Origin of the sequence: Citrobacter sp. Cf125, from assembly GCF_030333935.1 — a bacterium.
GTDB classification, from domain to species: Bacteria; Pseudomonadota; Gammaproteobacteria; order Enterobacterales; family Enterobacteriaceae; genus Citrobacter; species Citrobacter freundii.
In genome coordinates, this window is sequence record NZ_JAOWEY010000023.1 from 598,565 (window position 1) to 623,259 (window position 24,695).

Here is a 24,695-nt window from a genome sequence, read left to right on the forward strand (position 1 = left end):
CATCACAATCACGGCATTCCCCTTTTCCCTTTTACGCGGCGACGGCTAAATTAGAACTCATCCGACCACATAACAATAATTTTACATACTGGACACCTTTATGAGCTATCCGTCGCTGTTCGCCCCGCTCGATTTAGGCTTCACCACGCTTAAAAACCGCGTGCTGATGGGTTCAATGCATACCGGGCTGGAGGAGTATCCCGACGGTGCAGAACGGCTGGCCGCGTTCTACGCCGAGCGCGCTCGTCACGGCGTAGCGTTAATTGTGAGCGGAGGCATTGCGCCTGCGCTTTCCGGCGTGGGGATGGAAGGCGGCGCGATGCTCAACGACAGCAGCCAGCTTGCACACCATCGCGTCATTACCGATGCCGTGCATGACGAAGGCGGTAAAATCGCCCTGCAAATCCTGCACACCGGGCGTTACAGCTACCAGCCGCATCTGGTGGCCCCATCTGCTATTCAGGCCCCCATTAACCGCTTTACGCCACATGAGCTGACGCACGATGAAGTGCTGCAGTTGATTGAAGATTTTGCCCATTGCGCCCAACTGGCGCGGGAAGCGGGCTACGATGGCGTAGAAGTGATGGGGTCGGAAGGGTATCTCATCAACGAATTCCTGACTCTGCGTACCAACCAGCGCGATGACCAATGGGGCGGTGAGTATGCCAACCGCATGCGTTTTGCCGTTGAGGTGGTGCGAGCGGTACGTCAGCGTGCCGGTAATGACTTTATTATTATCTTCCGCCTGTCGATGCTCGATCTGGTAGAAAACGGCGGAACCTTCGACGAAACCGTCCAGCTGGCGCAGGCTATAGAAGCCGCCGGGGCCACCATCATTAACACCGGTATTGGCTGGCATGAGGCGCGTATTCCCACTATCGCTACCCCGGTACCGCGCGGCGCGTTTAGTTGGGTGACGCGTAAGCTGAAAGGGCATGTGACAATCCCACTGGTCACCACCAACCGCATTAACGATCCCCAGGTCGCCGATGACATTCTGGCCCGTGGCGATGCCGATATGGTGTCGATGGCCCGTCCGTTCCTCGCCGATGCCGAACTGCTGTCAAAAGCGCAAACCGGACGAGCGGATGAGATCAACACCTGTATCGGCTGTAACCAGGCCTGTCTGGATCAGATCTTTGTCGGCAAAGTCACCTCTTGCCTGGTCAATCCGCGCGCCTGCCATGAAACTAAAATGCCGATCGTTGCGGCAGCTGTGCCAAAGAATCTGGCGGTTGTCGGTGCGGGTCCTGCGGGCCTCGCCTTCGCCATTAATGCCGCCGCACGCGGACATCACGTCACGCTGTTTGACGCACATGGCGAAATTGGCGGGCAGTTTAATATCGCCAAACAGATCCCCGGCAAAGAAGAATTCTATGAAACCCTGCGCTACTACCGCCGGATGATCGACGTGACTGGCGTGACCCTGAAGCTGAATCATTTTGTCAGCGCACACGATCTGCACACTTTCGACGAAGTGATCCTTGCTAGCGGGATCGAGCCACGTATGCCGCCGATCGAGGGGATCGAACATCCAAAAGTGCTGAGCTATCTCGACGTTCTGCGCGATAAAACGCCAGTGGGCAAACGCGTAGCGATCGTTGGCTGTGGCGGGATTGGTTTTGATACAGCCATGTATCTGAGTCAACCCGGTGAAGCCACCAGCCAGAACATTGCGGAGTTCTGCGTGGAATGGGGGATCGACACCAGCCTGCAACAGCCTGGCGGCTTACGCCCGGAAGGTCCGCACTTATCCCGCAGCCCGCGCCAGATAGTGATGTTGCAGCGCAAAGCCAGCAAACCGGGGCAAGGTTTAGGTAAAACGACGGGCTGGATCCATCGCGCCACCCTGCTCTCACGCGGCGTGAAAATGATCCCGGCAGTCAGCTACCAGAAGATTGATGATGATGGGTTACACGTCGTGTTGAACGGCGAACCGGTGATCTTTAACGTGGATAACGTGGTGATTTGCGCCGGACAAGAGCCACGCCGTGAACTGGTCGAGCCGCTGCACGCGGCAGGTAAAACGGTGCATCTGATCGGCGGCTGCGATGTGGCGATGGAACTGGATGCCCGACGCGCTATTGCGCAGGGAACCCGCTTAGCGCTGGAGATTTAACACGTTGTATCCCGTAGATCGGATAAGGCAACTGCGCACATCTTTGCCTGATGACGCTACGCTTATCAGGCCTACGATGCAGCTCGTGTAGGCCGGATAAGGCGTTAGCCGCTATCCGGCACAAGGGCTTAACGACGGCGACCGGTTTTGACCGCTTTTAGCACCACGAATTTATTATTGGTGGCGATGGTTACGCAGTTGCCGAAAATCTTCTTCAACTTGTGGAAGTAGTCGAGGTGACGGTTAGCCACAATGTACAGCTCACCGTTGATTTTCAGGCAGCGGCGGGCGTGGTGGAACATCTCCCAGGCGATATTATCGGTCAGCGCATGCTTCTGGTGGAACGGAGGGTTGCAGAACACCGCGTTGAAGCGGAACGGTTCTACGCCGGAGAGCGCGTTATTAATCATAAATTCGCTGCGATCCAGCGCGTCCGGCAGGTTAGTTTCCACGTTCAGACGGCTGGAAGCGACCGCCATCGGTGATTCATCAACAAACACCACGCTGGCTTCTGGGTTCTTCGCCAGCAGCGTCATGCCCAGCACGCCGTTACCGCAGCCGAGATCGACAATCTCGCCTTCCAGGTTTTCCGGCAGATGCTCCATAAAGAAACGTGCGCCGATGTCCAGCCCGGTACGGGAGAAGACGTTGGCATGGTTGTGGATGGTCCAGTCGGTGCCTTCCAGCTTCCAGCTCAGGGTCTGGGCGGTATCGGCCAGCGCCGGTTTGGTAAAGGTGCCGTTGATCAGGCGCGCCTTTTTCCATGCCAGCGTGGTGGTGGTTGGTCCCAGCACTTTCTCAAACAGCTCCAGCGTAGAGGTGTGGATATCACGCGCTTTTGCACCGGCGATGATACGCGTCTGCGGCGTGACCACTTCACGCAGGGCGCGCAGTTGCTGCTCCAGCAGCGCCATGGTTTTTGGCAGCTTAATCAGCACCACGCCCGGCGCCTGCGGATAGTCAGCGGTACTGTCGAGGAACTTGACGCTCGACTCGGCAATATCGTTGTGACGCAGGTTCTCACGTGTGGCAAGCTCGCTGAGATAGGAGTCGCCAATGCTGTACGGCGTATGTTCCGCCAGCGCACAGCCCAGCGCACCGAAGGTATCATTCAGGATCAGCACCGGGCCGCTAATCTCGGTATCGTCCAGCTGTTGCAGCAGATATTCATCTGCTGCTTCCCACGCCAGCAGCGGGTTAACGTCATCCGTTTCCGGGAAACGTTTAAGTGACAGCGAACGGAAACCGTTGTCTATGTGGCTCATCGGCCCTCCTGAATGGTAAAATTTCGGCGTATCCCTGAAAAGGGTGCGTGAGTATACACTTTTTATACTTTATATGGGGCACTAATGAGTCAGTTGACCTATCTGCAAGGATATCCGGAGAATTTACTTTCTCAGGTGAGAACGCTGATTGCTGAGCAACGCCTGGGTGCAGTGCTGGAGAAGCGCTATCCGGGTACGCATGTCTTCGCGACCGACAAAGCGCTCTGGCAATATACTCAGGATCTGAAAAATCAGTTTCTGCGTAACGCCCCGCCGCTGAATAAAGTCATGTATGACAGCAAGATCCACGTTCTGAAGAATGCGCTGGGACTGCATACCGCCGTTTCTCGCGTGCAGGGCGGAAAGCTCAAAGCTAAAGCGGAGATCCGCGTGGCGACCGTTTTTCGCAATGCCCCCGAACCCTTTTTGCGTATGATTGTCGTTCATGAACTGGCGCATCTGAAAGAAAAAGAACACGACAAAGCGTTTTACCAGCTGTGCTGTCATATGGAGCCTCAGTATCACCAACTGGAGTTCGATACCCGCCTGTGGTTAACGCAACAATCGTTAAAGCAAACTGCGTAGTCGCGCACTGGCTTTGTCTTCAGGGCATGCTAAATTGACGAAAGAATCCCTTTTCGCAGCCTGAAGGCCTTTATGATACGTTTCGCAGTAATTGGCACAAACTGGATCACCCGCCAGTTTGTCGATGCCGCCCATGAAACCGGCAAGTATAAGTTAACCGCAGTCTATTCTCGTAGCCTTGAGCAGGCACAGACCTTCGCCAACGATTACCCCGTCGAGCATCTGTTTACTTCGCTGGAAGCGATGGCGCAAAGCGAGGCGATCGACGCCGTCTACATCGCCAGTCCAAACTCCCTGCACTTCCCGCAGACCGAGCTGTTTTTGCGGCACAAAAAGCATGTTATTTGCGAAAAGCCACTGGCCTCCAACCTGGCGCAAGCCGAAGCCGCTATCGCCTGCGCGCGTGAAAACCGGGTCGTGCTGTTTGAAGCGTTTAAAACCGCCAGCCTGCCTAACTTCCTGCTGTTACAGCAATCGCTCCCAAAAGTTGGAAAAATCAGGAAGGCATTTATCAATTACTGCCAGTACTCCTCGCGTTACCAGCGCTATCTGGATGGTGAGAATCCGAACACGTTTAATCCGGCGTTCTCCAATGGCTCGATTATGGATATCGGTTTTTACTGCCTGGCCTCGGCGGTTGCGCTGTGGGGCGAACCACAGAGCGTTCAGGCCAGCGCCAGCCTGCTGGAAAGCGGCGTGGATGCCCACGGTGTGGTGGTGCTGAATTACGGTGATTTCAGCGTTACGCTCCAGCACTCAAAAGTAAGCGACTCGGTATTAGCCAGTGAAATTCAGGGTGAGTCGGGATCGCTGGTCATCGAGCATATTTCCGAATGCCAAAAGGTGTGCTTCGTTCCACGCGGGGGGAAAACGCAGGATCTGACGACGCCTCAACACATCAATACTATGCTGTATGAGGCAGAGGCTTTTGCCCATTTGGTTGAATCCGGCGAAGTGGATCACCCGGCACTGGCCGTCAGCCGTATCACCGCTAAACTGCAAACGGAGATTCGCCGCCAGACCGGCGTGGTTTTCCCGGCAGACGAAACGGTAACCTCGCTGACTGCGTAAAAGTGTGTAAATGGAATGTTGCAGGCCATTGACTGAATGCATGGCCTGTAATATTTTGTAACCCGCAAAGGGGAGTAACTTCGTTGTCGGTTGATCGTCATTACGATGTGTGAAAAACCACATCCGGTCACCGGGCGATAACAAAGGAATACGCCATCGTATTCCTTTGTTGTTGTAAGTGAGACCTTGCCGAATGGCAAGGTCTATGCATAAAAAGCAGCGGCTAACGTCATTCGGCGTTGGCCGTTTTTTTTATGCATGGGGAAATACAATGAATACTGTCGGCACACCGTTGTTATGGGGTGGCTTCGCTGTCGTAGTGGTAATTATGCTGGCCATCGACCTGCTGTTGCAGGGTCGTCGTGGCGCACATACGATGTCGATGAAACAGGCTGCGGCCTGGTCAATCGTCTGGGTAACGCTGTCGCTACTGTTTAACGCCGCCTTCTGGTGGTACCTGGCGGACACCCAGGGCCGCGCCGTTGCCGACCCACAGGCACTGGCGTTCCTGACCGGCTATCTGATCGAAAAATCGCTGGCAGTAGATAACGTCTTTGTCTGGTTGATGCTCTTCAGCTACTTCTCAGTGCCGCCTGCGTTGCAGCGCCGGGTATTGGTGTATGGCGTGCTGGGAGCAATTGTTCTGCGTACGATCATGATCTTCGCCGGCAGCTGGCTTATCACCCAGTTTGAGTGGTTGCTGTACGTGTTCGGCGCGTTCCTGCTGTTTACCGGCGTGAAGATGGCTCTGGCGAAAGAAGATGCCTCCGGTATCGGCGACAGACCGTTAGTACGCTGGCTGCGCGGCCATTTACGCATGACCGATACCATCGAAGATGAAAAATTCTTCGTGCGTAAAAACGGTCTGCTGTTTGTCACGCCGCTGATGTTGGTGTTGATTCTGGTTGAGCTGAGCGACGTGATTTTCGCCGTCGACAGTATTCCGGCTATCTTTGCCGTTACCACCGACCCGTTCATCGTGCTGACCTCGAACCTGTTTGCTATTTTGGGGCTGCGTGCAATGTACTTCCTGCTGGCGGGCGTGGCGGAGCGTTTCTCGATGCTGAAGTACGGCTTGTCGGTTATTCTGGTGTTTATCGGTATTAAGATGCTGATCGTCGATTTCTACCATATCCCGATCGCTATCTCGTTAGGCGTGGTATTTGGCATTCTGTTTGTGACGCTGATTGTTAACGCATGGGTCAACCACCAGCACGATAAAAAGCAGCAAATACAGTAAGTTTCATCTGCTAGCTGAAAAGCCCGACAGCACACTGCGTGCGTCGGGCTTTTTGTTTATCATGTCAAAACAATGTTAATTCAAAGTTATAAAATATGATCTCAGCGGGGAATCCAGGATATTTCTCTTCCCGAAGCTTTATCTTTCCTTATACTCAACCACGCAAACACTTTGTTACATCCAGAAAGATGCGTCGTAAGAGCGCACGATGGATGAGCAACAACACAATGAAAGGATCACGACATGACTACGCAACGTTCATCGGGGCTACTCTCGCGTTTGGCGCAAGGGAGCCTGGTTAAACAAATTTTGATCGGTTTGGTACTGGGGATTTTACTGGCACTGGTGTCAAAACCTGCGGCAGAAGCCGTTGGTTTACTGGGTACGCTGTTCGTCGGCGCATTAAAAGCCGTCGCGCCAATTCTGGTTCTGATGCTGGTCATGGCCTCTATCGCCAACCACCAACACGGGCAAAAAACCAATATCCGCCCCATTCTGTTCCTTTACCTGCTCGGAACATTTTCAGCGGCATTAGCCGCCGTTGTCTTCAGCTTCGCCTTCCCGTCGACACTGCACCTTTCCAGCAGCGCTGGCGATATCGTGCCGCCGTCCGGCATCGTTGAAGTAATGCGTAGCCTGCTGATGAGCATGGTTTCTAACCCAGTTGATGCCCTGCTTAACGCTAACTATATTGGTATTCTGGTCTGGGCCGTCGGTCTGGGTTTTGCACTGCGCCACGGTAATGAAACGACCAAAAATCTGGTCAATGATATGTCCAACGCCGTCACCTTTATGGTAAAGCTGGTGATTCGTTTCGCGCCAATCGGTATCTTTGGTCTGGTCTCATCCACGCTGGCAACCACCGGTTTTGCAACGCTTTGGGGCTACGCCCAACTGCTGACCGTACTGGTAGGCTGTATGCTGCTGGTGGCGTTTGTGGTCAACCCACTGCTGGTCTTCTGGAAAATTCGCCGTAACCCGTATCCGCTGGTGCTGGCCTGTCTGCGCGAAAGCGGCGTGTACGCTTTCTTTACCCGCAGCTCCGCCGCCAACATTCCGGTGAATATGGCGCTATGTGAGAAGCTGAATCTGGATCGTGATACCTACTCGGTATCTATCCCGCTGGGCGCCACCATCAATATGGCGGGTGCGGCGATCACCATTACCGTGCTGACGCTGGCGGCGGTGAATACGCTGGGTATTCCGGTCGATTTACCGACGGCGCTGTTACTGAGCGTGGTGGCTTCGCTTTGCGCCTGTGGCGCATCTGGCGTGGCGGGTGGATCTCTGCTGCTGATCCCACTGGCGTGTAATATGTTCGGTATCCCGAATGATATCGCCATGCAGGTAGTTGCCGTCGGCTTTATCATCGGCGTATTGCAGGATTCCTGTGAAACGGCGCTGAACTCTTCTACAGATGTCTTGTTTACCGCGGCCGCCTGCCAGGCTGAAGACGAGCGTCTGGCAAATAACGCTCTGCGCGGCTAATCCCTGCGCCCCTCCGTCATTGGGCGGAGGGGCCCTTTTCTTGTACGCTTTTTTCAATTTTGAACGGATCAATTCCGCGTTTTTGCATCCGCCGGAAGCGAATAATGTTCAGGCCATTCATCACCAGAAAACTCCCTTCGATCATCGTCCCGCCAATCGATCCCAGCCAGAAATTATGGATAACCCAACAGGCGGTTGCGCACCACATTACGCAACGCACGGTTAACCCTTGGCAGCGAAACAGCGCCCAGGTGCTGGCCAGCGTGCCAATTATCGGTAACAGCTCCATCGCATGCTGTAATTTCGCCAGACCGAGAACCAGGGTGAGGATAATAAAAACGGTCATTACCCACAGTTTGCGGGTATGCATTGAGACAAGTGTGCGGATGGTGTTGAGTTCTGCGCTCATTCCCGCGGGCCAGGCGCCCATCAGAAAAAAATGCACGCCAATGGTGGCGCTATAGACAGCAAGTTGCAGCCGGAAGCGGCGCTCATCGCGATTGAAAAAGGTGGTAATGCCGATCAGAAAGGCGATGACACCTACGCCCTGGGCCAGCCAATACGCGGTCATGAATGATCCTTGTCAGGTAATGCAAAAACAAACGGCGCTCCATATTATGAAACGCCGTTTTTAGATTCCACCATAAACAAACTTACCCAAAAGATTTTGTGCTACAGCAAGGTGGCAAGTTCGCACATCCCCGAGAGCTTACATGAGTAAGTGACCGGGGTGGGCGAACGCAGCCAACACAGCTGTGGTGCAAAAGATGAAGGGTAATTACAACGTTACGCCGCTTTTAAAGATAGCCAGTTCCCGGAAATCGTTGCGCTCGTTGCAGGTTTGCTTACCGTTGGCGAACTCAACGATCGTATCGACAAACTCGCTCAGCAGTTGAGGCATCGCTTTACCGTGGATCAACTGTCCAGCGTCAAAATCGATCCAGTGCTTTTTCTTCGCTGCCAGCTCGCTGTTGGTGGAAATTTTCACCGTCGGTACAAAACCACCGTACGGCGTACCGCGACCGGTACTGAACAGCACCATATGACAGCCCGCCCCCGCCAGGGCACTGGTCGCCACCGCATCGTTACCAGGTGCGCTCAGCAGGTTCAGGCCGTGGGTTTTCAGACGCTCGCCGTAGCGCAGCACGTCAACCACCTGGCTGGAGCCCGCTTTTTGCGTACAGCCCAGCGATTTATCTTCCAGCGTGGTGATACCGCCCGCTTTGTTGCCCGGCGATGGGTTCTCGTAGATCGGTTGGTCGTGGGCAATGAAGTACTGCTTGAAGTCATTAACCATGGTGACCAGCTTGCCGAACGTTTCTTCATCGCGGCAGTGGTCCATCAGCAGCTGCTCGGCGCCGAACATTTCCGGCACTTCGGTCAGCACTGTAGTTCCGCCGTTAGCAATCACGTAGTCGGAGAAACGGCCCAGCATCGGGTTGGCGGTAATACCGGAGAGGCCGTCAGAGCCGCCGCATTCCAGACCAAACTTCAGCTCGCCCAGCTTACCCGGTTCACGCTTATCGTTACGCATCACGTTGTACAGCTGGTGAAGATGTTCAATCCCCGCTTCCACTTCGTCTTCCTGATGTTGGCAGACCATGAAGTGAACGCGCTCAGGATCGTACTCGCCTAAGGTTTCGCGGAAGGCATCCACCTGATTGTTTTCACAGCCCAGACCAACCACCAGCACCGCACCCGCATTCGGGTGACGCACCATGTTTTGCAGCATGGTGCGGGTATTAATGTGGTCGTCGCCGAGCTGTGAACAGCCGTAGGTGTGGCTGAAGAGATGCACGCCGTCGATTCCTTCGGCGTCGTTAGTCTCTTTCAGAAAACGGTTCTGCATCTGGCGCGCCATCGCGTTAACGCAGCCTACCGTTGGCAGGATCCACAGTTCGTTACGCACCCCAACGTCACCGTTCGCGCGGCGATAAATCTGCACATCGCGATCGGCAGGCTGCGCGACTTCGGCCTGGAAATCAGGTTGGTAGCGATACGTATCCAGGTCGCTCAGATTGGTACGCGTGTTGTGAGCATGAATATGCTCACCCGCCGCAACGTCCACCAGCGTATGGCCAATTGGCAAACCGTATTTAATGACGTTTTCGCCTTTCGCAATATCGCATAAGGCGAATTTATGGCCACGAGAGACCGCCTGGCGCAGGATTACCGCCTGCCCATCAACGGTGACTTCATTTCCTTCAGCCAAATCAGCAAGCGCAACCGCGACGTTATCCAGCGCATGGATCTTGATGTATTGCATACCTTCACCCAGGCCTTAGTTCAGTTCAATGGCGAAATAATCGCGCGCATTGTTGAAGCAAATATTTCTGACCATTTCACCCAGCAGTTGGATATCTGCCGGTGCTTCACCAGCAGCAACCCAGCGGCCAATCATCTGGCACAGAATACGACGGAAGTATTCGTGACGGGTGTAAGACAGGAAGCTACGGCTATCGGTCAGCATGCCGACGAAACGGCTCAGCAAACCGAGCTGGGCCAGCTGCGTCATCTGACGTTCCATCCCGTCTTTCTGATCGTTGAACCACCAGCCGGAACCGAACTGCATTTTGCCCGGCATACCTTCGCCCTGGAAGTTACCGATCATAGTCCCAAGCACTTCGTTATCGCGCGGGTTCAGACAGTACAGAATGGTTTTCGGCAGCAGGTTTTGTTCATTCTGCTTGCTCAGCAGTTTGGACAGCTCTTCCGCCATCGGACGGTCGTTGATGGAGTCGAAGCCGACGTCCGCGCCGAGCAGTTTGAACTGACGCAGGTTGTTATTACGCAGCGCGCCGATGTGGTACTGCTGTACCCATTCGCGACGGGCGTATTCAGCGCCGAGGAACACCAGAACGGCGGTTTTGAACTGCGCCACTTCATGTTCACTCAGGGTTTCACCCGCCAGGCGACGCGCCAGAATGCTATCCAGCTCAGATTCGTTAGATTCGGCAAACAGCACCACGTCCAGCGCGTGGTCAGAGACTTTACAGCCGTGAGCTGCGAAGTGATCAAGACGTTTGGTCAGTGCAGCTTGCAGGTCGCTGAAGCGGCGGATATCCGTGTCAGACACTTCACCGAGCTTCGCCATGTAGTCATTAAAGGTCGCCAGCTCAATGTTAAAGGCTTTATCCGGACGCCAGCTCGGCAGCACTTTCACATCAAAGCTTCCGTCTTTAGCAACGGCCGCATGGTGCTCCAGAGAGTCGATCGGATCATCGGTAGTGCCGACCATTTTCACATTCATCTGCTGCATGATTCCGCGCGCAGAGAATTCATCCTGCGCCAGCAGCTCGTTGCACTGGTTCCAGATTTCGTCAGCCGTTGCCGGAGACAGCAGCTTACCTGTAATACCAAACGGACGACGTAATTCGAGGTGGGTCCAGTGGTACAGCGGGTTACCGATAGTGTGCGGAACCGTGGCGGCCCATGCGTCAAACTTCTCGCGATCGGACGCATCGCCGGTACACAAGCGCTCAGCGACGCCATTGGTACGCATCGCACGCCATTTGTAGTGATCACCCTTCAGCCAGATGTCATACAGGTTATTAAAACGGTAGTTTTCAGCGATTTGTTGCGGTGGTAAATGGCAGTGGTAATCGAAGATCGGCTGGTCTTTGGCGTAATCATGGTACAGACGGCGGGCAAATTCGGTGTCCAGCAGGAAATCTTCAGTCATAAACGGGGTCATTATCGTCTTCCTCTCAACGAGTGCGTCAGATTGCTTATGTTTTGATGTTGACAAAGTTATCACACCAATTTCTATACGCTGAAGATATTTTCGTGAGTTAGATCAACAAATGGTGACAAAAAAATTACTCTCAAAGAGGTAAATCACGCGTCAAGCCGCGCCAGTTCTGGCTTTGCTGAATCGAAATAATGACCACACGAAGATTCACGCTTTTGTGATGGCACTCACCTTTTAAAGCTGTATGACAAGTTATCTTTTGGCCGTCGCGATACATAAGCCGACGGAATGCAAATTACCGATGGATATCCATCGGATTGACCGGTACGGAAACCGAATTAGCACAATTATTGACATGGCAAAGTTCGGGGAGTACCGGCTTTTTTTCGGTCCCCCCTCGTAAAAGAACATCCTCCGCCCTGAACTGGAAGATGACCGCTCGTTCGCGGACATAACAAAACGATGAGGTTTTACATGCGTAAAATTAAAGGGTTACGTTGGTACATGATTGCACTGGTGACACTTGGCACCGTGCTGGGTTACCTGACACGTAACACTGTGGCGGCAGCTGCGCCAACTCTGATGGAAGAGTTACACATCTCCACTCAACAGTATTCCTATATCATCGCAGCGTATTCTGCTGCTTACACCGTAATGCAACCCGTTGCCGGCTACGTGCTCGATGTGCTCGGCACAAAAGTGGGTTATGCGATGTTCGCCGTTCTGTGGGCCGTCTTCTGTGGCGCGACCGCACTGGCTGGCAGTTGGGGTGGACTGGCACTGGCGCGTGGCGCGGTAGGTGCCGCTGAAGCCGCAATGATCCCTGCGGGTCTGAAAGCCAGTTCTGAATGGTTCCCGGCAAAAGAGCGTTCAATTGCCGTAGGTTACTTTAACGTCGGCTCTTCTATCGGCGCGATGATTGCTCCACCGCTGGTGGTCTGGGCCATCGTCATGCACAGCTGGCAGATGGCATTCATTATTTCCGGTGCGCTGAGCTTCATCTGGGCGATGTGCTGGCTTGTATTCTACAAACACCCGCGCGACCAGAAAAAACTGTCTGATGAGGAACGTGATTACATTCTGAATGGTCAGGAATCACAGCATAAAAACGCGACCTCGAAAAAAATGTCGCTCGGTCAGATCTTGCGTAACCGCCAGTTCTGGGGCATCGCGCTGCCGCGTTTTCTGGCAGAACCGGCATGGGGGACCTTCAACGCCTGGATCCCGCTGTTCATGTTTAAAGTCTACGGCTTTAACCTGAAAGAAATTGCGATGTTTGCCTGGATGCCGATGCTGTTTGCTGACCTGGGCTGTATCGTTGGGGGTTACTTACCGCCGCTGTTCCAGCGCTGGTTCGGCGTTAACCTGATCGTTTCGCGTAAAATGGTCGTCACCATGGGTGCATTGCTGATGATTGGCCCAGGGATGATCGGTCTGTTCACCAGCCCATACATTGCTATCGCCCTGCTGTGCGTCGGTGGCTTTGCTCACCAGGCGCTGTCCGGTGCGCTGATCACACTCTCTTCTGACGTGTTTGGTCGTAATGAAGTGGCAACGGCGAACGGTCTGACCGGTATGTCCGCCTGGCTTGCAAGTACGCTGTTTGCGCTGGTCGTCGGCGCACTGGCTGACACCATCGGCTTTAGCCCACTGTTTGCCGTACTGGCGGTATTCGACCTCCTCGGCGCGTTAGTCATCTGGACAGTATTGCAGAACAAATCGGCCAGCGAGGTAGAGTCAGAGTCGCAAACTGGCGATCCCGCTGCGCAAAGTTAACCGGACAAGATTTAACAAGGTTTTGTCATGCTAAGCCGCCAGTTATCTGGCGGCTTTTTTGACGTCGCGAGTGGAGCCGTAATCGTAAAAGTGGTATAACAAATAGAGTCTGCCGTATCATGCCTGGAGCGCATATGGAAATCACTGAACCACGACGTTTGTACCAACAACTTGCCGCTGATCTGAAAGAACGCATTGAGCAGGGCGTCTATCTGGTGGGTGAAAAACTCCCCGCAGAGCGCTTTATCGCCGATGAAAAAAATGTCAGCCGTACCGTGGTTCGTGAAGCGATTATCATGCTCGAAGTTGAGGGCTATGTAGAAGTGCGCAAAGGTTCTGGCATTCATGTCATTTCGAACCAGGCCCGTCACCAGCAGGCCACCGACGAATCGCTTGAATTCGCCAATTATGGTCCTTTCGAGCTGCTTCAGGCTCGTCAGTTGATTGAAAGCAATATCGCTGAATTTGCTGCTACGCAGGTTACCAAGCAAGACATCATGAAACTGATGGACATTCAAGAGCATGCGCGGAATGAAAAATGCTTCCGCGATTCCGAATGGGATCTGCAGTTTCATATTCAGGTCGCGCTAGCCACGCAGAACTCAGCGCTGGCCGCCATCGTGGAAAAAATGTGGACCCAGCGCAGCCACAACCCGTACTGGAAAAAACTGCACGAGCATATCGACGCACGTACCGTCGATAACTGGTGTGATGACCATGATCAAATTCTCAAAGCACTGATCCGTAAAGATCCCAATGCGGCAAAACTGGCGATGTGGCAGCACCTGGAGAATACCAAAATCATGTTATTCAACGAGACCAGCGATGATTTTGAGTTCAACGCCGATCGTTATCTTTTTGCAGAAAATCCGGTCGTTCATCTCGATACGGCAGTTAACAGCGCTAAATAAGCAATCTTTTCGATGCAGGCGCGACAAAGCGCCTGTTTCTCCTGCTTGGTAAGCATTAGGTATAAAGTGTCAGCCTGTGTAAATCCTCTCGCCTCCCTCCATTGCGATAAGCAAAATCACAGTTCAACAACCGTAATTTCTATAACGGACAACGTTGACCTTTGTTACAATTAGATGCTATTTGAATTTTTGTGTTTGAGAGCTTGCTTACTTCACAACTTTACAGGGAATAGTTCAGGCCGTGAATTTGTGTCAGACCGCGATCCATGTAAAAAACACCAATAAAATTGCGGCGTTACAAACTCCAGAAAACCGGCATGACGACAACCGATTCTCCAGGAATATTGAATGGAACTACTGACTCAATTACTGAATGCTTTATGGGCTCAGGATTTTGAAACGCTGGCCAATCCTTCCATGATTGGCATGCTCTATTTCGTACTATTTACCATTTTGTTTCTGGAAAACGGACTGCTGCCAGCGGCCTTTTTACCTGGCGACAGTCTACTGGTGCTGGTCGGCGTACTTATCGCCAAAGGCGCGATGGGTTTCCCGCAAACGGTACTGCTGCTCACTACCGCAGCCAGCCTGGGTTGCTGGCTTAGCTATATCCAGGGGCGATGGCTGGGGAATACCCGCACAGTACAAAACTGGCTATCTCATCTGCCCGCACATTACCATCAGCGCGCGCATCATCTGTTCCATAAGCATGGCTTGTCTGCGCTGCTGGTCGGTCGCTTCATCGCGTTTGTCAGAACATTACTGCCGACCATCGCAGGATTGTCCGGCCTGAACAATGCGCGCTTTCAGTTCTTCAACTGGATGAGTGGACTGCTTTGGGTTTTGATTCTCACAACGCTTGGTTATCTGCTGGGCAAAACGCCGGTGTTTCTCAAGTATGAAGATCAGCTGATGTCTTGTCTGATGCTGCTTCCTGTGGTGTTACTGGTGTTTGGTCTGGCAGGTTCACTGGTTGTTCTTTGGAAGAAGAAATACGGGAACCGAGGGTAAATTATGCTGAAATCATGCATAACGCTCCGACGACTTGCCTGGTCCACCACTTTTATGTTGTTCATTGGCGCGTTGCTCCTGACCTGGTCTGTCATTCGCCAGCAGGAATCAACGCTCGCCATTCGTGCCGTAAACCAGGGAGCCAGCATGCCTGATGGCTTCTCTATCTGGCATCACCTGGATGCCAACGGCATTCGTTTTAAAAGCATCACTCCGCAAAATGACGCACTGCTGATTACCTTTGATTCCAGTGCGCAAAGCGCAGCGGCAAAGGTCGTACTTGATCGAACGTTACCGCACGGTTTCGTTATCGCTCAGCAGGATGATGATAATCAGGCGGTGCAGTGGTTATCCCGCTTACGTGATACTCCACACCGCTTTGGTTAATTTCCAGGAATCTGAATTAGATCACTCACTTTGGTGATTTCACCGTTTAGCGCCTATGATTAATAAACTGGGCTTATGACCCAACGTTTTATTATTCTGGAGCATCGACCCTAAACGACGAGGTCGAATCACAATGGAAGGTTCAAGAATGAAATACCGCATCGCTTTGGCAATTAGCCTTTTCGCTCTAAGTGCCGGCAGCTACGCCAACACCCTCTGTCAGGAAAAAGAACAAGACATTCAGCGGGAGATTAGCTATGCCGAAAAACACAATAATCAGAGCCGCATCAATGGGCTGAACAAAGCGCTGAGCGAAGTCAGGGCAAACTGTACTGACAGCAAACTGCGCGCCAACCATCAGAAAAAAATCGCCGAGCAGAAAAATGAGATTGCCGAGCGTCAACGTGACTTAGCCGAAGCTAAGCAAAAAGGCGATGCGGATAAGGTAGCTAAGCGCGAACACAAGCTTGCTGAAGCTCAGAAAGAGCTAAAAGAACTCGAGACCCGCGATTACTAAGTACGGTAACTAGCCACTCAACTGGAGAAAACTATGTCGAAAGATAATGCTACGGAAAACCTGCGCGCTGAGCTGAAATCTCTTGCGGATACGCTTGAAGAAGTACTTAGCTCTTCTGGCGATAAGTCGAAGGAAGAGATGAGTAAAATTCGCAGCAAAGCCGAACATGCGCTGCGCGAGAGCCGCCATCGTCTGAGTGAAACCAGCGATGTGATTGCCAAACAGACCCGTGAGGCCGCGGCTAAAGCCGATAACTACGTGCGCGAAAACCCATGGACAGGCGTCGGCATTGGCGCTGCAGTCGGTGTGGTGCTTGGTGTACTGCTGTCGCGCCGTTAACAATGGCTGATTCTCAACACGCACAAGGTCCAGGCAAAGGCGTACTGGGTATTGGACAGCGGATCCTGACGATTCTCGTTGAGATCGTAGAGACGCGGCTGCGGCTGGCCGTCGTTGAGCTGGAAGAGGAAAAAGCCAACCTCATCCAGATCCTGCTGATGCTTGGGCTGACTATGCTGTTCGCGGCGTTTGGCCTGATGAGCCTGATGGTACTTATCATCTGGGCCATTGACCCTCAATACCGCCTGAACGCCATGATTGCCACCACCGTAGTGCTGTTGCTGTTAGCGCTGATTGGCGGGATATGGACGCTGCGTAAAGCGCGTAAAACAACGCTGCTACGCCATACGCGCAATGAACTCGCGAACGACAGGCGGGCTCTGGAGGATGACGCATAATGAGCAGTAAAGTCGAACGTCAACAACGTAAGGCGCAACTGCTTGGACAGATCCAGCAGCAACGGCTGGATCTGTCTGCTACTCGCCGCGACTGGCTGGAAGCCACCGAGGTCTACGATCGTGGCTGGAAGACGCTGTTGAACCTGCGCGGCTGGGTGTTAGTCGGGAGCAGTATTATGGCAGTTCGCACCATCCGTAACCCAAATCTGCTGGTCCGCTGGGCCAAACGCGGCTTTAGCGTCTGGAGCATCTGGCGTCTGGTGAAATCGACCATCAGACAGCAGCAACTGCGCGGCTAATCCCTTCCCTACCCCCAACCTCAAAATTTTTGAAAAATACTGACAGTTTTCCTTGCTAACAATTCTCATTAGCCACGTTTATTATTCTCTTCATCGACAGCAACGACGCGCTCAGCAGCGTCGTTGCACAAAAAAACACAATAAGCCGCCTGAGTGGTTTCCTGGAGAGTATGATGAAGAAATTAGAAGATGTTGGTGTACTGGTAGCGCGCATTCTGATGCCAATCCTGTTTATTACCGCAGGTTGGGGAAAAATCACCGGATATGCAGGTACCCAACAGTACATGGAAGCCATGGGCGTCCCTGGATTTATGCTGCCGCTGGTGATTCTGCTTGAGTTTGGCGGCGGTCTGGCAATTCTGTTCGGTTTCCTGACCCGTACTACCGCGCTGTTCACCGCAGGCTTCACGCTGCTGACGGCATTCCTCTTCCACAGTAACTTTGCGGAAGGTGTGAACTCTCTGATGTTTATGAAAAACCTGACCATAGCAGGCGGCTTCCTGCTGCTGGCTATCACCGGTCCGGGCGCATTCAGTATTGACCGCGTACTGAATAAAAAGTGGTAAGCAAACTATACTGAACACATCAAAAAGCGAGGAGATATCTCCTCGCTTTTGCTATCTGAGGAGACGATAAAATGGGACAACTGATTGACGGCGTCTGGCATGACACTTGGTACGACACCAAATCAACCGGTGGGAAATTTCAACGTTCTGCATCGGCTTTCCGTAACTGGCTCACCGCAGATGGCACGCCTGGCCAGACCGGTGAAGGTGGCTTTGCTGCCGAAAAAGACCGTTATCATCTGTACGTTTCTCTGGCCTGTCCGTGGGCACATCGCACACTGATTTTGCGTAAACTTAAAGGGCTGGAACCGTTTATTTCCGTTTCCGTTGTGCATCCGCTAATGCTGGAAAACGGCTGGACCTTTGACGACAACTTCCCAGCGGCAACCGGCGATACCCTGTATCAGCACAAATTTCTTTATCAGCTCTATTTACACGCCGATCCGCACTACAGCGGTCGGGTGACCGTTCCGGTACTGTGGGACAAAAAAAACCACACTATTGTCAGCAACGAATCTGCAGAAATCATCCGCATGTTTAACACTGCGTTTGATGCGCTGGGTGCGAAAGCCGGGGATTACTATCCACCTGCCCTGCAAAGTAAAATCGACGAGCTGAACGGCTGGATTTATGACAACGTCAATAACGGCGTGTATAAAGCGGGATTTGCCACCAGCCAGGAAGCCTACGACGATGCCGTGGAAAAAGTCTTTCAATCTCTGGCACGACTGGAGCAGATCCTGGGTCAGCATCGCTTCCTGACCGGTGACCAGCTAACTGAGGCCGATATTCGCCTGTGGACCACGCTGGTGCGCTTTGATCCGGTTTATGTCACCCACTTCAAGTGCGACAAACACCGCATCAGTGACTACCTGAATCTGTACGGTTTTCTGCGCGATATCTACCAGATGCCGGGCATTGCGGAGACCGTCAACTTTGACCATATCCGTCATCACTACTTCCGTAGCCACAAAACAATCAACCCGACCGGTATTATTTCAATCGGCCCGTGGCAGGATCTCAGCGAACCTCATGGGCGTGACGAGCGTTTCACCTGATTTACACTGGCCTCCGTTTGGGTAATGCTGTTCAGTTAACGCCTCAGTTTCGAAAGGCATCAACATGTGCTGGCGGAGGTAATGAATATGCTATTTCAGGGAAAGGGTTCCGTTCACCTCATGTTCATCGTTTCTCTGAAGCACCGATTCCTGTGAACGTGTAAAGGGCGTTCTCCGCCACGCCCTTTACAATCCCGGCTCCCGGCAGGAAAATTGTTGCTGTGCAATACCCTCCGCTTATTCCTCCAGGCTACCGGGTCGGGCGCGAGGAAACGTCCCTGTAAAACGCGCCCTGAACCCGCATCCATGCGGGTTCTCCCGGCCTTACGGAAACACGTCGGCAATTTTCAGCCGGACCAGCCCACACCTGACCATCTGCGTTTTTTTGAATATATCTGAACAGCAAATCAGATTTAACTGGAAGTCAGAGCATTACAGCGATGACCCCGGTCCGGCTGAAAATCGATGAGGCGTTGACGGCTGACCGGGGCTGCCCGCAGGGATGCGGGCAGAGGGAACGGCCTGCATGGACGCAGGCTCGGCCCCGACCCGACAGGCAGACGGAATAAGACGAATACATCGCGCAGCGACGATTTTCCCGCCGGGAGCCTGGGTTGCAAGGGAGGCGGCGGTGAGCCTCCCTTGCCCGTTCACGGGTATAAAGATATCAGAGAAGCAACGCACATGAGGTGAACGGAACCCTGAGCAAGAATCACATGTTCACCATACATGCTTAACTGATCGGCATTGCCCGTTTGGAGGCCAAATAATTAACAACACAAACATTTACCAGCATTCCATTCGCAGCTATTCTTAATTTGATTGCTTTAAAAACAAGTAATTGAACGCAGAACGAGGCAAAAATGGATTGGTATTTAAACGTATTAAAGAATTACTTTGGTTTTGGTGGCCGCGCGCGTCGTAAAGAATACTGGATGTTTGTGCTGGTCAACATCATCTTCACGTTCGTGCTGGGCATTCTGGACAGAATGCTTGGCTGGGAACGCGCCGGAGGAGAAGGCATATTAACGACGATTTACGGGGTTCTGGTCTTTATCCCGTGGTGGGCGGTACAGTTTCGGCGTTTACATGACACGGATCGTTCAGCCTGGTGGCTGCTGGTGCTGCTGATCCCGATCGTCGGCTGGTTGGTGATCATCATTTTCAACTGTCAAAACGGCACTCCGGGGAGTAACCGCTTCGGCGCTGACCCCAAACAGTTGTCCTGAATTTAAATACGCCCCTTCCGTTGGAGGGGCGTATTTCTTATTTACCCGCAAACAGCTTGGGAATTTCTCGCAGACACCAGGATTTCGCCTCGCCCATGCTGTCACGACGCCAGGCCATAATAATATCTATCTCGCTTGTCGATTCCGGGCTAACGACCCGCAGTCGACCAGCTGCAATATCCTCTTCCACCAGCGGGTACGGCATTGTCGCTACGCCCAATCCGGCCAGCAGCGCCTGACGTTTATCTTCTATCGTACTCACCGTCAGACGCGGCTGTTTATCCAGCAATTGAACCGTGAGTACCGGACGCTCACGGGCGGTATCCGCCACAGCGATCCCACGGTATTTCACGCGGGTGACTTCCGATAACGGTTCCGGCTCCTGATGAATCGGATGATCCGGAGCCGCCACATACACGTTCATCAGCGAGTACAGCTTGCGCGAGTTGATTTCGGAAGATGAGCGAAAATGCATATCCGGCGCAATCACGATATCCGCCCGCCCCTGCTCAAGACGCTCCCACGCCCCGGCCAGAACTTCGGTAATGACGGAAAGCTGGGTATTGGCCTTGCCGGCAAGTCGGTCGATCAGCGGGAAAAACGCCGCCGTTGGCACCAGTGCTTCGGTAACGATAGTCAAATGCGTTTCCCATCCTCGAGCCAACGCTTCGGCATCGGTAGTCAGCTTATCCGCAGCTTCCAGCAGTACGCGCCCACGCTCCAGCAGCATACGCCCGACGTTAGTGAATTTTGTACGGTGGCCTGAACGGTCAAACAGCACTACGTCCAGCTCTTCCTCCAGCTTCTGCATGGTATAGCTAAGTGCGGAAGGCACGCGCCCCAGTTCGTCTGCTGCGGCGGCAAAGCTGCCGCGCCTGTCTATTGCGTCCATGACGCGTAACGCCTCAAGCGTTAAAGCCCTTTCTTTAGCCATCTCGTTCTCATTCAGGAAATTTGAACATACCAGGCAGAATATCTGGCTAACAATGCAGCGTCTAGCCATTTAACATAAAAGGAAGTAAAGAGAGGTCAAGAACTATGATTACTACCCGTACAGCCAAACAATGCGGGCAAGCAGACTACGGCTGGCTGCAGGCCCGTTATACCTTCTCCTTTGGACACTATTTTGATCCTAAACTGCTGGGTTATGCCTCGCTGCGTGTTCTGAACCAGGAAGTTCTGGCACCGGGGGCCTCTTTCCAGCCACGGACCTATCCGAAGGTGGATATCGTCAATCTGATCCTCGAAGGGGAAGCGGAGTACCGAGACAGCGAAGGCAACCATATCAAGGCCAAAGCAGGAGAAGTTTTACTGCTCGCGACACAGCCCGGGATTAGCTATAGCGAACACAATATCAGCAAAGACAAACCATTAACGCGGATGCAGCTCTGGCTGGACGCCTGCCCGCAGCGTGAAAACGCCTGCGTACAGAAAGCCACGCTGGGTACCGGTAAGCATCAGCTGCTGGCCTCGCCGGACGGTGAACAAGGCAGCCTGCATCTGCGCCAACAGGTATGGGTGCACCACGTTGAACTGCAGCAAGGTGAATCGCTGAGTTTTCAGTTACATGGGCCACGCGCTTATTTACAGTCGATTCACGGCAGATTCCATGCGGTGACGTCTGGTGCCGAAAAAGAAGCGCTCACCTGTGGCGATGGGGCATTTATTCGTGACGAAACTAACATAACGTTAGTCGCCGATACCCCGCTGCGCGCTTTGCTGATAGATTTGCCCGTATAGTCAGGGAAAACAATGGAGTACGACTATTGAGCAAGAAATCATCAAAAAAACGCCAGCCGCAGGTTGAGCTGAAAAAACAGGAAACAGTTGCCTTCGGCTATGAAGAAATGCTGACAGAGCTGGAAGCGATTGTGGCCGATGCCGAACTACGGCTGGAAGACGAAGAAGCCGCCTGAAAAGGCGGCTTAGACTTATGCCGGGTGGCGGCAACGCCTTACCCGACCTGAAGATTAATGCGCCTTACTGGCCATGATCTCAATGATCTGCTTGTCGGTTTCCTGCATCGAACGACACGCCAGCGCACACAGGTTAGCGATAGATTGTTCCACGTTATGCGCCACAATCCCTTCGTTTCCGGTTACGGCAGTATCATCCAGTGCCATCAGTACCGCTTTCCACGCCGCAGATGCGCTGGTTGAGACTTTCATCGCGCAGCTGTTTGAAGCGCCATCGCAAATCATTCCGCTCACGTCGCCAATCATGCTGCTGATCGCCATCGCGATGGTGTTGTAGCGGCCATCCACGATCCATGCCATCCCCGCTGCTGCGCCCATCGCCGCCGTGGTTGCTGCGCACAGCGCAGACAAACGAGGAAGCTGATGATGGATGTAGATAGCGCTCAGGTGAGACAACATTAGCGCACGTGCCAGTTTCTCCTCATCCGCGCCAAAGTGCTCGGCCACCACCATGACCGGAACAGTCGCGGTAATCCCCTGATTGCCGGATCCGGAGTTACTCATGGCCGGCAGCGTCGCCCCACCCATTCGCGCATCCGATGCCGCACTGGTGCGGATCAGAATAGAGGTGGAGAGATCGTTCGCCAGCAGACCACGCGCGCACTGCTTCTCAAGTGTGGTTCCGATGTGCAAGCCCCAGTTACCACGCAGCCCTTCCTGAGACAGCGCACCGTTCAGCTTTGCCGCATCAAGAATAAAGCGGATCGACTCAAACGGTACCGCGTTCACGAACGCCAGAATCTCTTCCAGCGAGGTGTGAGATAATACCGCCAGCGGCGACTCCAGCTCCTCTTCCTGAGCATTCTGTTCTGTGGTGAACACTACACCCTTATTGGTCTCGATGTGGACTATGTTGGTATGACCGCCCACAATCGTCACGCACGCCCATCCTTCAGCGCTGTAAACCTTCGCGCGGGAAAAGAGGATATCCTCGCAAGGCTCCTGCAGCATCACCGCGACCTTGCCAGCGCTCAACATCGCTTTCGCATCAGCGATCGCTTGGGGCGACGCATCTTTCAGTACCTCTAAACCGGCACGGGCATTTCCCCCCAGCGCACCCAGCGCCGCCGCGACAGGTAACCCGACCATTCCGGTACCCGGCACGGTAACGCCCATGCCGTTTTTCATCAGGTTCGGTGAGACCCACGCATCAATACGTTCAACCGCGCCGTCCAGCTCAGAGGATGCGACCGCTGCCGCCAGCGCCAGAGAGATAGGTTCCGTACAACCCAGCGCAGGCTTAACCTCTTCCTGTACCGCGCGGATAAAACTATCCCATAATGGATTCAATGTAGTCTCAAACATAACAACAACCTTTGCTCAGATAACTCAGGAAAATGCCAGGAACGGAGAAACGCACAGCAGCAGGCCCGTGATAATAATCAGATACAGGGAAGCGCCTTTGTATTTGTGCAGTGAAGGAACTTTGTAGACCAGCCAGGCCGGGATCAGACAACCCACCATGCCGAAGATAGGACTACAAATAGAGGTGAAGCTCAGCACCGGCGCATTGAGCACAATTGCGCTCCAGGCCAGCAGGATGGCGAAAACCATAATGCCGCGCTGAACCAGGGTTTCGTTGATTTTCTCGGCTGGCATTTTGCGGCGCAGCACGTTCATTACGATCCCCTGAGTCGCTTCACGGAAACCTAAGTAGACGCCGAAGAAAGCGGTCATAACGGCAAAGATGTTCAGAACAACGCTGACGATTTTCACCCAACCAGCACCCGCACCGCTGATAAACTGCGCGGCAATCGCCAGAGCGGAAATATTCTGCTCATAAGCTTTAACCGCTTCGTCATGGCCCATCGCCAACGTGAAGGAAACGGCGTAGAAAAAGACGGTCACGAACAGAATGCCGAACGCGATATTCATCGCTCGCAGGGCTTTATGGCGCGCCACTTCAATGGATTTGTTGCGAGAACGATACGAGATAACCATCGGGCTTAATGTCTGAATAAACAGAATTGAGGTCAGCGTAAATGGCAACGTTATGATCGCGTTTTTGATCAGCAGCGCCATCGGCGGCAGTAAACCTACGTTATACAAATGCCACATCCCAACCATCGATACGCCAAGCGCTGCCACTACCAGCAGTTTGGTCAGCACCATGCCGGTGGAGATTTTAAACAGCAGTTTTTCCCCGCGTGACGAGATGGCCACCAGGATGCAAATCAGCACCAGGCCATAGAACGGGCTGTCGGACAGTAAACCTTCAGTAACGCCAAAAGTATGCAGGTAAGAGGCGCTATCGTTGGTGATGGCGGTGGAGTAGACGAACATCCAGATTACCAGCATCACAAAGTACAACGCACCTAACAGGATGCCCCAGTTTTTACCCAGGTAACCGCTGATCACGCTTGGGTAATCTTTACATTCCGGGGACTCAGCCAGCGTATTGATAAACAGACGCTGGAACAGATACATGGCTGGGTAGCCAATGATAGAGGACAGCAAGAACACCCACAGCCCCATTAACCCGACCTGGACAGGAAGAAAAACAATCCCCGCGCCAATTGCCATACCGATACTCATAATGACCCAGCCAGTGTCCATGCTGTCGAATTTAATGGCTTCACGCCATTCACTTTCGGTCATCCCCGCCCGACGCGCCGGAGCTGATGCGTCGAGTATTACGCTGTTATTCGTTGCCGTTTCCATAAAAATCTCGCTCAAAATGTAGGGTAAGGTTTTATTATTTTTCCGTTCCGCATCAATGCGATACGCGGTACGAGTCGTGCAGGCGAGTTCGTTAGAATGGAGAAATCA

General features: G+C 53.2%; 25 protein-coding genes. 18 read left to right on the forward strand and 7 right to left on the reverse strand.

Going from position 1 to position 24,695, the window contains the following annotated elements:
* The first annotated feature begins 100 nt into the window (after window positions 1-100).
* On the forward strand, window positions 101-2,119 hold the full coding sequence (locus OGV89_RS13340) for an oxidoreductase (protein WP_286558825.1): 2,019 nt from the start codon (window positions 101-103) through the stop codon (window positions 2,117-2,119).
* A 128-nt stretch (window positions 2,120-2,247) separates the two neighbouring features.
* On the opposite strand, the gene rlmG is transcribed toward OGV89_RS13340, so the two are convergent.
* A complete protein-coding gene (gene rlmG / locus OGV89_RS13345) occupies window positions 2,248-3,384 on the reverse strand; it encodes a 23S rRNA (guanine(1835)-N(2))-methyltransferase RlmG (RefSeq protein WP_003024789.1) in 1,137 nt (378 codons plus the stop codon).
* 84 nt (window positions 3,385-3,468) lie between these two features.
* On the opposite strand from rlmG, the gene OGV89_RS13350 reads away from it, so the two are divergent.
* From OGV89_RS13350 to sstT, 4 genes are all read left to right on the forward strand, one after another.
* Window positions 3,469-3,969 carry a M48 metallopeptidase family protein gene (locus tag OGV89_RS13350; RefSeq protein WP_200002691.1) on the forward strand — a complete coding sequence of 167 codons (501 nt, stop codon included), beginning with the start codon at window positions 3,469-3,471 and terminating at the stop codon, window positions 3,967-3,969.
* Window positions 3,970-4,041: 72 nt separating this feature from the next.
* A complete protein-coding gene (locus OGV89_RS13355; RefSeq protein ID WP_286558828.1) occupies window positions 4,042-5,040 on the forward strand; it encodes a Gfo/Idh/MocA family protein in 999 nt (332 codons plus the stop codon).
* A 271-nt stretch (window positions 5,041-5,311) separates the two neighbouring features.
* A complete protein-coding gene (locus OGV89_RS13360) occupies window positions 5,312-6,280 on the forward strand; it encodes a TerC family protein (RefSeq protein WP_121540790.1) in 969 nt (322 codons plus the stop codon).
* A gap of 243 nt (window positions 6,281-6,523) precedes the next feature.
* Window positions 6,524-7,768, forward strand: a complete 1,245-nt coding sequence (gene sstT, locus OGV89_RS13365) for a serine/threonine transporter SstT (RefSeq protein ID WP_003841490.1) — start codon at window positions 6,524-6,526, stop codon at window positions 7,766-7,768.
* Between the two features lie 16 nt (window positions 7,769-7,784).
* Here sstT and OGV89_RS13370 read toward each other — a convergent pair whose 3' ends face one another.
* The 3 genes from OGV89_RS13370 to uxaC form a co-directional block, all read right to left on the reverse strand.
* On the reverse strand, window positions 7,785-8,339 hold the full coding sequence (locus OGV89_RS13370; protein WP_032937316.1) for a YgjV family protein: 555 nt from the start codon (window positions 8,337-8,339) through the stop codon (window positions 7,785-7,787).
* A 207-nt stretch (window positions 8,340-8,546) separates the two neighbouring features.
* The gene (locus OGV89_RS13375; RefSeq protein WP_032937315.1) at window positions 8,547-10,034 is read right to left on the reverse strand and encodes a UxaA family hydrolase; all 1,488 of its coding nucleotides are present in this window, start codon (window positions 10,032-10,034) and stop codon (window positions 8,547-8,549) included.
* Window positions 10,035-10,049: 15 nt separating this feature from the next.
* Window positions 10,050-11,462 carry a glucuronate isomerase gene (uxaC, locus tag OGV89_RS13380; protein ID WP_032937314.1) on the reverse strand — a complete coding sequence of 471 codons (1,413 nt, stop codon included), beginning with the start codon at window positions 11,460-11,462 and terminating at the stop codon, window positions 10,050-10,052.
* A gap of 471 nt (window positions 11,463-11,933) precedes the next feature.
* On the opposite strand from uxaC, the gene OGV89_RS13385 reads away from it, so the two are divergent.
* The 11 genes from OGV89_RS13385 to OGV89_RS13435 all read left to right on the forward strand — a co-directional run bounded on the left by OGV89_RS13385 (window position 11,934) and on the right by OGV89_RS13435 (window position 19,950).
* Entirely contained in the window at window positions 11,934-13,235 is a 1,302-nt protein-coding gene (locus OGV89_RS13385; RefSeq protein WP_003024814.1) for an MFS transporter, read from the forward strand.
* Between the two features lie 134 nt (window positions 13,236-13,369).
* The gene (gene exuR / locus OGV89_RS13390) at window positions 13,370-14,146 is read left to right on the forward strand and encodes a transcriptional regulator ExuR (RefSeq protein WP_003024817.1); all 777 of its coding nucleotides are present in this window, start codon (window positions 13,370-13,372) and stop codon (window positions 14,144-14,146) included.
* 348 nt (window positions 14,147-14,494) lie between these two features.
* Entirely contained in the window at window positions 14,495-15,157 is a 663-nt protein-coding gene (yqjA, locus tag OGV89_RS13395; RefSeq protein ID WP_003024820.1) for a DedA family general envelope maintenance protein YqjA, read from the forward strand.
* 18 nt (window positions 15,158-15,175) lie between these two features.
* Complete coding sequence (gene mzrA, locus OGV89_RS13400; protein WP_162838710.1) at window positions 15,176-15,544, forward strand: EnvZ/OmpR regulon moderator MzrA; 369 nt, start codon at window positions 15,176-15,178, stop codon at window positions 15,542-15,544.
* Window positions 15,545-15,692: 148 nt separating this feature from the next.
* On the forward strand, window positions 15,693-16,061 hold the full coding sequence (locus tag OGV89_RS13405; RefSeq protein WP_003024825.1) for a DUF1090 domain-containing protein: 369 nt from the start codon (window positions 15,693-15,695) through the stop codon (window positions 16,059-16,061).
* 33 nt (window positions 16,062-16,094) lie between these two features.
* Window positions 16,095-16,400, forward strand: a complete 306-nt coding sequence (locus OGV89_RS13410) for an ElaB/YgaM/YqjD family protein (protein ID WP_003024832.1) — start codon at window positions 16,095-16,097, stop codon at window positions 16,398-16,400.
* 2 nt (window positions 16,401-16,402) lie between these two features.
* Window positions 16,403-16,798 (forward strand): phage holin family protein, encoded by a 396-nt coding sequence (locus tag OGV89_RS13415; RefSeq protein ID WP_003024834.1) that lies wholly within the window; start codon window positions 16,403-16,405, stop codon window positions 16,796-16,798.
* Complete coding sequence (locus OGV89_RS13420; RefSeq protein ID WP_003024845.1) at window positions 16,798-17,097, forward strand: YqjK-like family protein; 300 nt, start codon at window positions 16,798-16,800, stop codon at window positions 17,095-17,097. The genes OGV89_RS13415 and OGV89_RS13420 overlap by 1 nt, the downstream gene beginning before the upstream one ends.
* Window positions 17,098-17,270: 173 nt before the next feature.
* Complete coding sequence (locus OGV89_RS13425; RefSeq protein WP_003024847.1) at window positions 17,271-17,663, forward strand: DoxX family protein; 393 nt, start codon at window positions 17,271-17,273, stop codon at window positions 17,661-17,663.
* 71 nt (window positions 17,664-17,734) lie between these two features.
* Entirely contained in the window at window positions 17,735-18,721 is a 987-nt protein-coding gene (locus tag OGV89_RS13430; RefSeq protein ID WP_046670244.1) for a glutathione S-transferase family protein, read from the forward strand.
* An 863-nt stretch (window positions 18,722-19,584) separates the two neighbouring features.
* The gene (locus OGV89_RS13435) at window positions 19,585-19,950 is read left to right on the forward strand and encodes a DUF805 domain-containing protein (protein ID WP_003024853.1); all 366 of its coding nucleotides are present in this window, start codon (window positions 19,585-19,587) and stop codon (window positions 19,948-19,950) included.
* 37 nt (window positions 19,951-19,987) lie between these two features.
* On the opposite strand, the gene yhaJ is transcribed toward OGV89_RS13435, so the two are convergent.
* The gene (gene yhaJ, locus OGV89_RS13440) at window positions 19,988-20,884 is read right to left on the reverse strand and encodes a DNA-binding transcriptional regulator YhaJ (RefSeq protein WP_003024855.1); all 897 of its coding nucleotides are present in this window, start codon (window positions 20,882-20,884) and stop codon (window positions 19,988-19,990) included.
* 104 nt (window positions 20,885-20,988) lie between these two features.
* On the opposite strand from yhaJ, the gene OGV89_RS13445 reads away from it, so the two are divergent.
* Window positions 20,989-21,690, forward strand: coding sequence for a pirin family protein (locus OGV89_RS13445; protein WP_003024860.1), 702 nt, complete (start codon window positions 20,989-20,991; stop codon window positions 21,688-21,690).
* Between the two features lie 26 nt (window positions 21,691-21,716).
* On the forward strand, window positions 21,717-21,866 hold the full coding sequence (locus OGV89_RS13450; protein ID WP_003841507.1) for a protein YhaL: 150 nt from the start codon (window positions 21,717-21,719) through the stop codon (window positions 21,864-21,866).
* A gap of 54 nt (window positions 21,867-21,920) precedes the next feature.
* Here the strand turns inward: OGV89_RS13450 and OGV89_RS13455 are convergent, their stop codons facing one another.
* Window positions 21,921-23,231: an L-cysteine desulfidase family protein gene (locus OGV89_RS13455; RefSeq protein ID WP_003841509.1), complete on the reverse strand. Its 1,311-nt coding sequence runs from the start codon at window positions 23,229-23,231 to the stop codon at window positions 21,921-21,923.
* Window positions 23,232-23,255: 24 nt separating this feature from the next.
* Window positions 23,256-24,587: an SLC5/6 family protein gene (locus OGV89_RS13460; protein ID WP_003841510.1), complete on the reverse strand. Its 1,332-nt coding sequence runs from the start codon at window positions 24,585-24,587 to the stop codon at window positions 23,256-23,258.
* Between the last annotated feature and the right edge of the window lie 108 nt (window positions 24,588-24,695).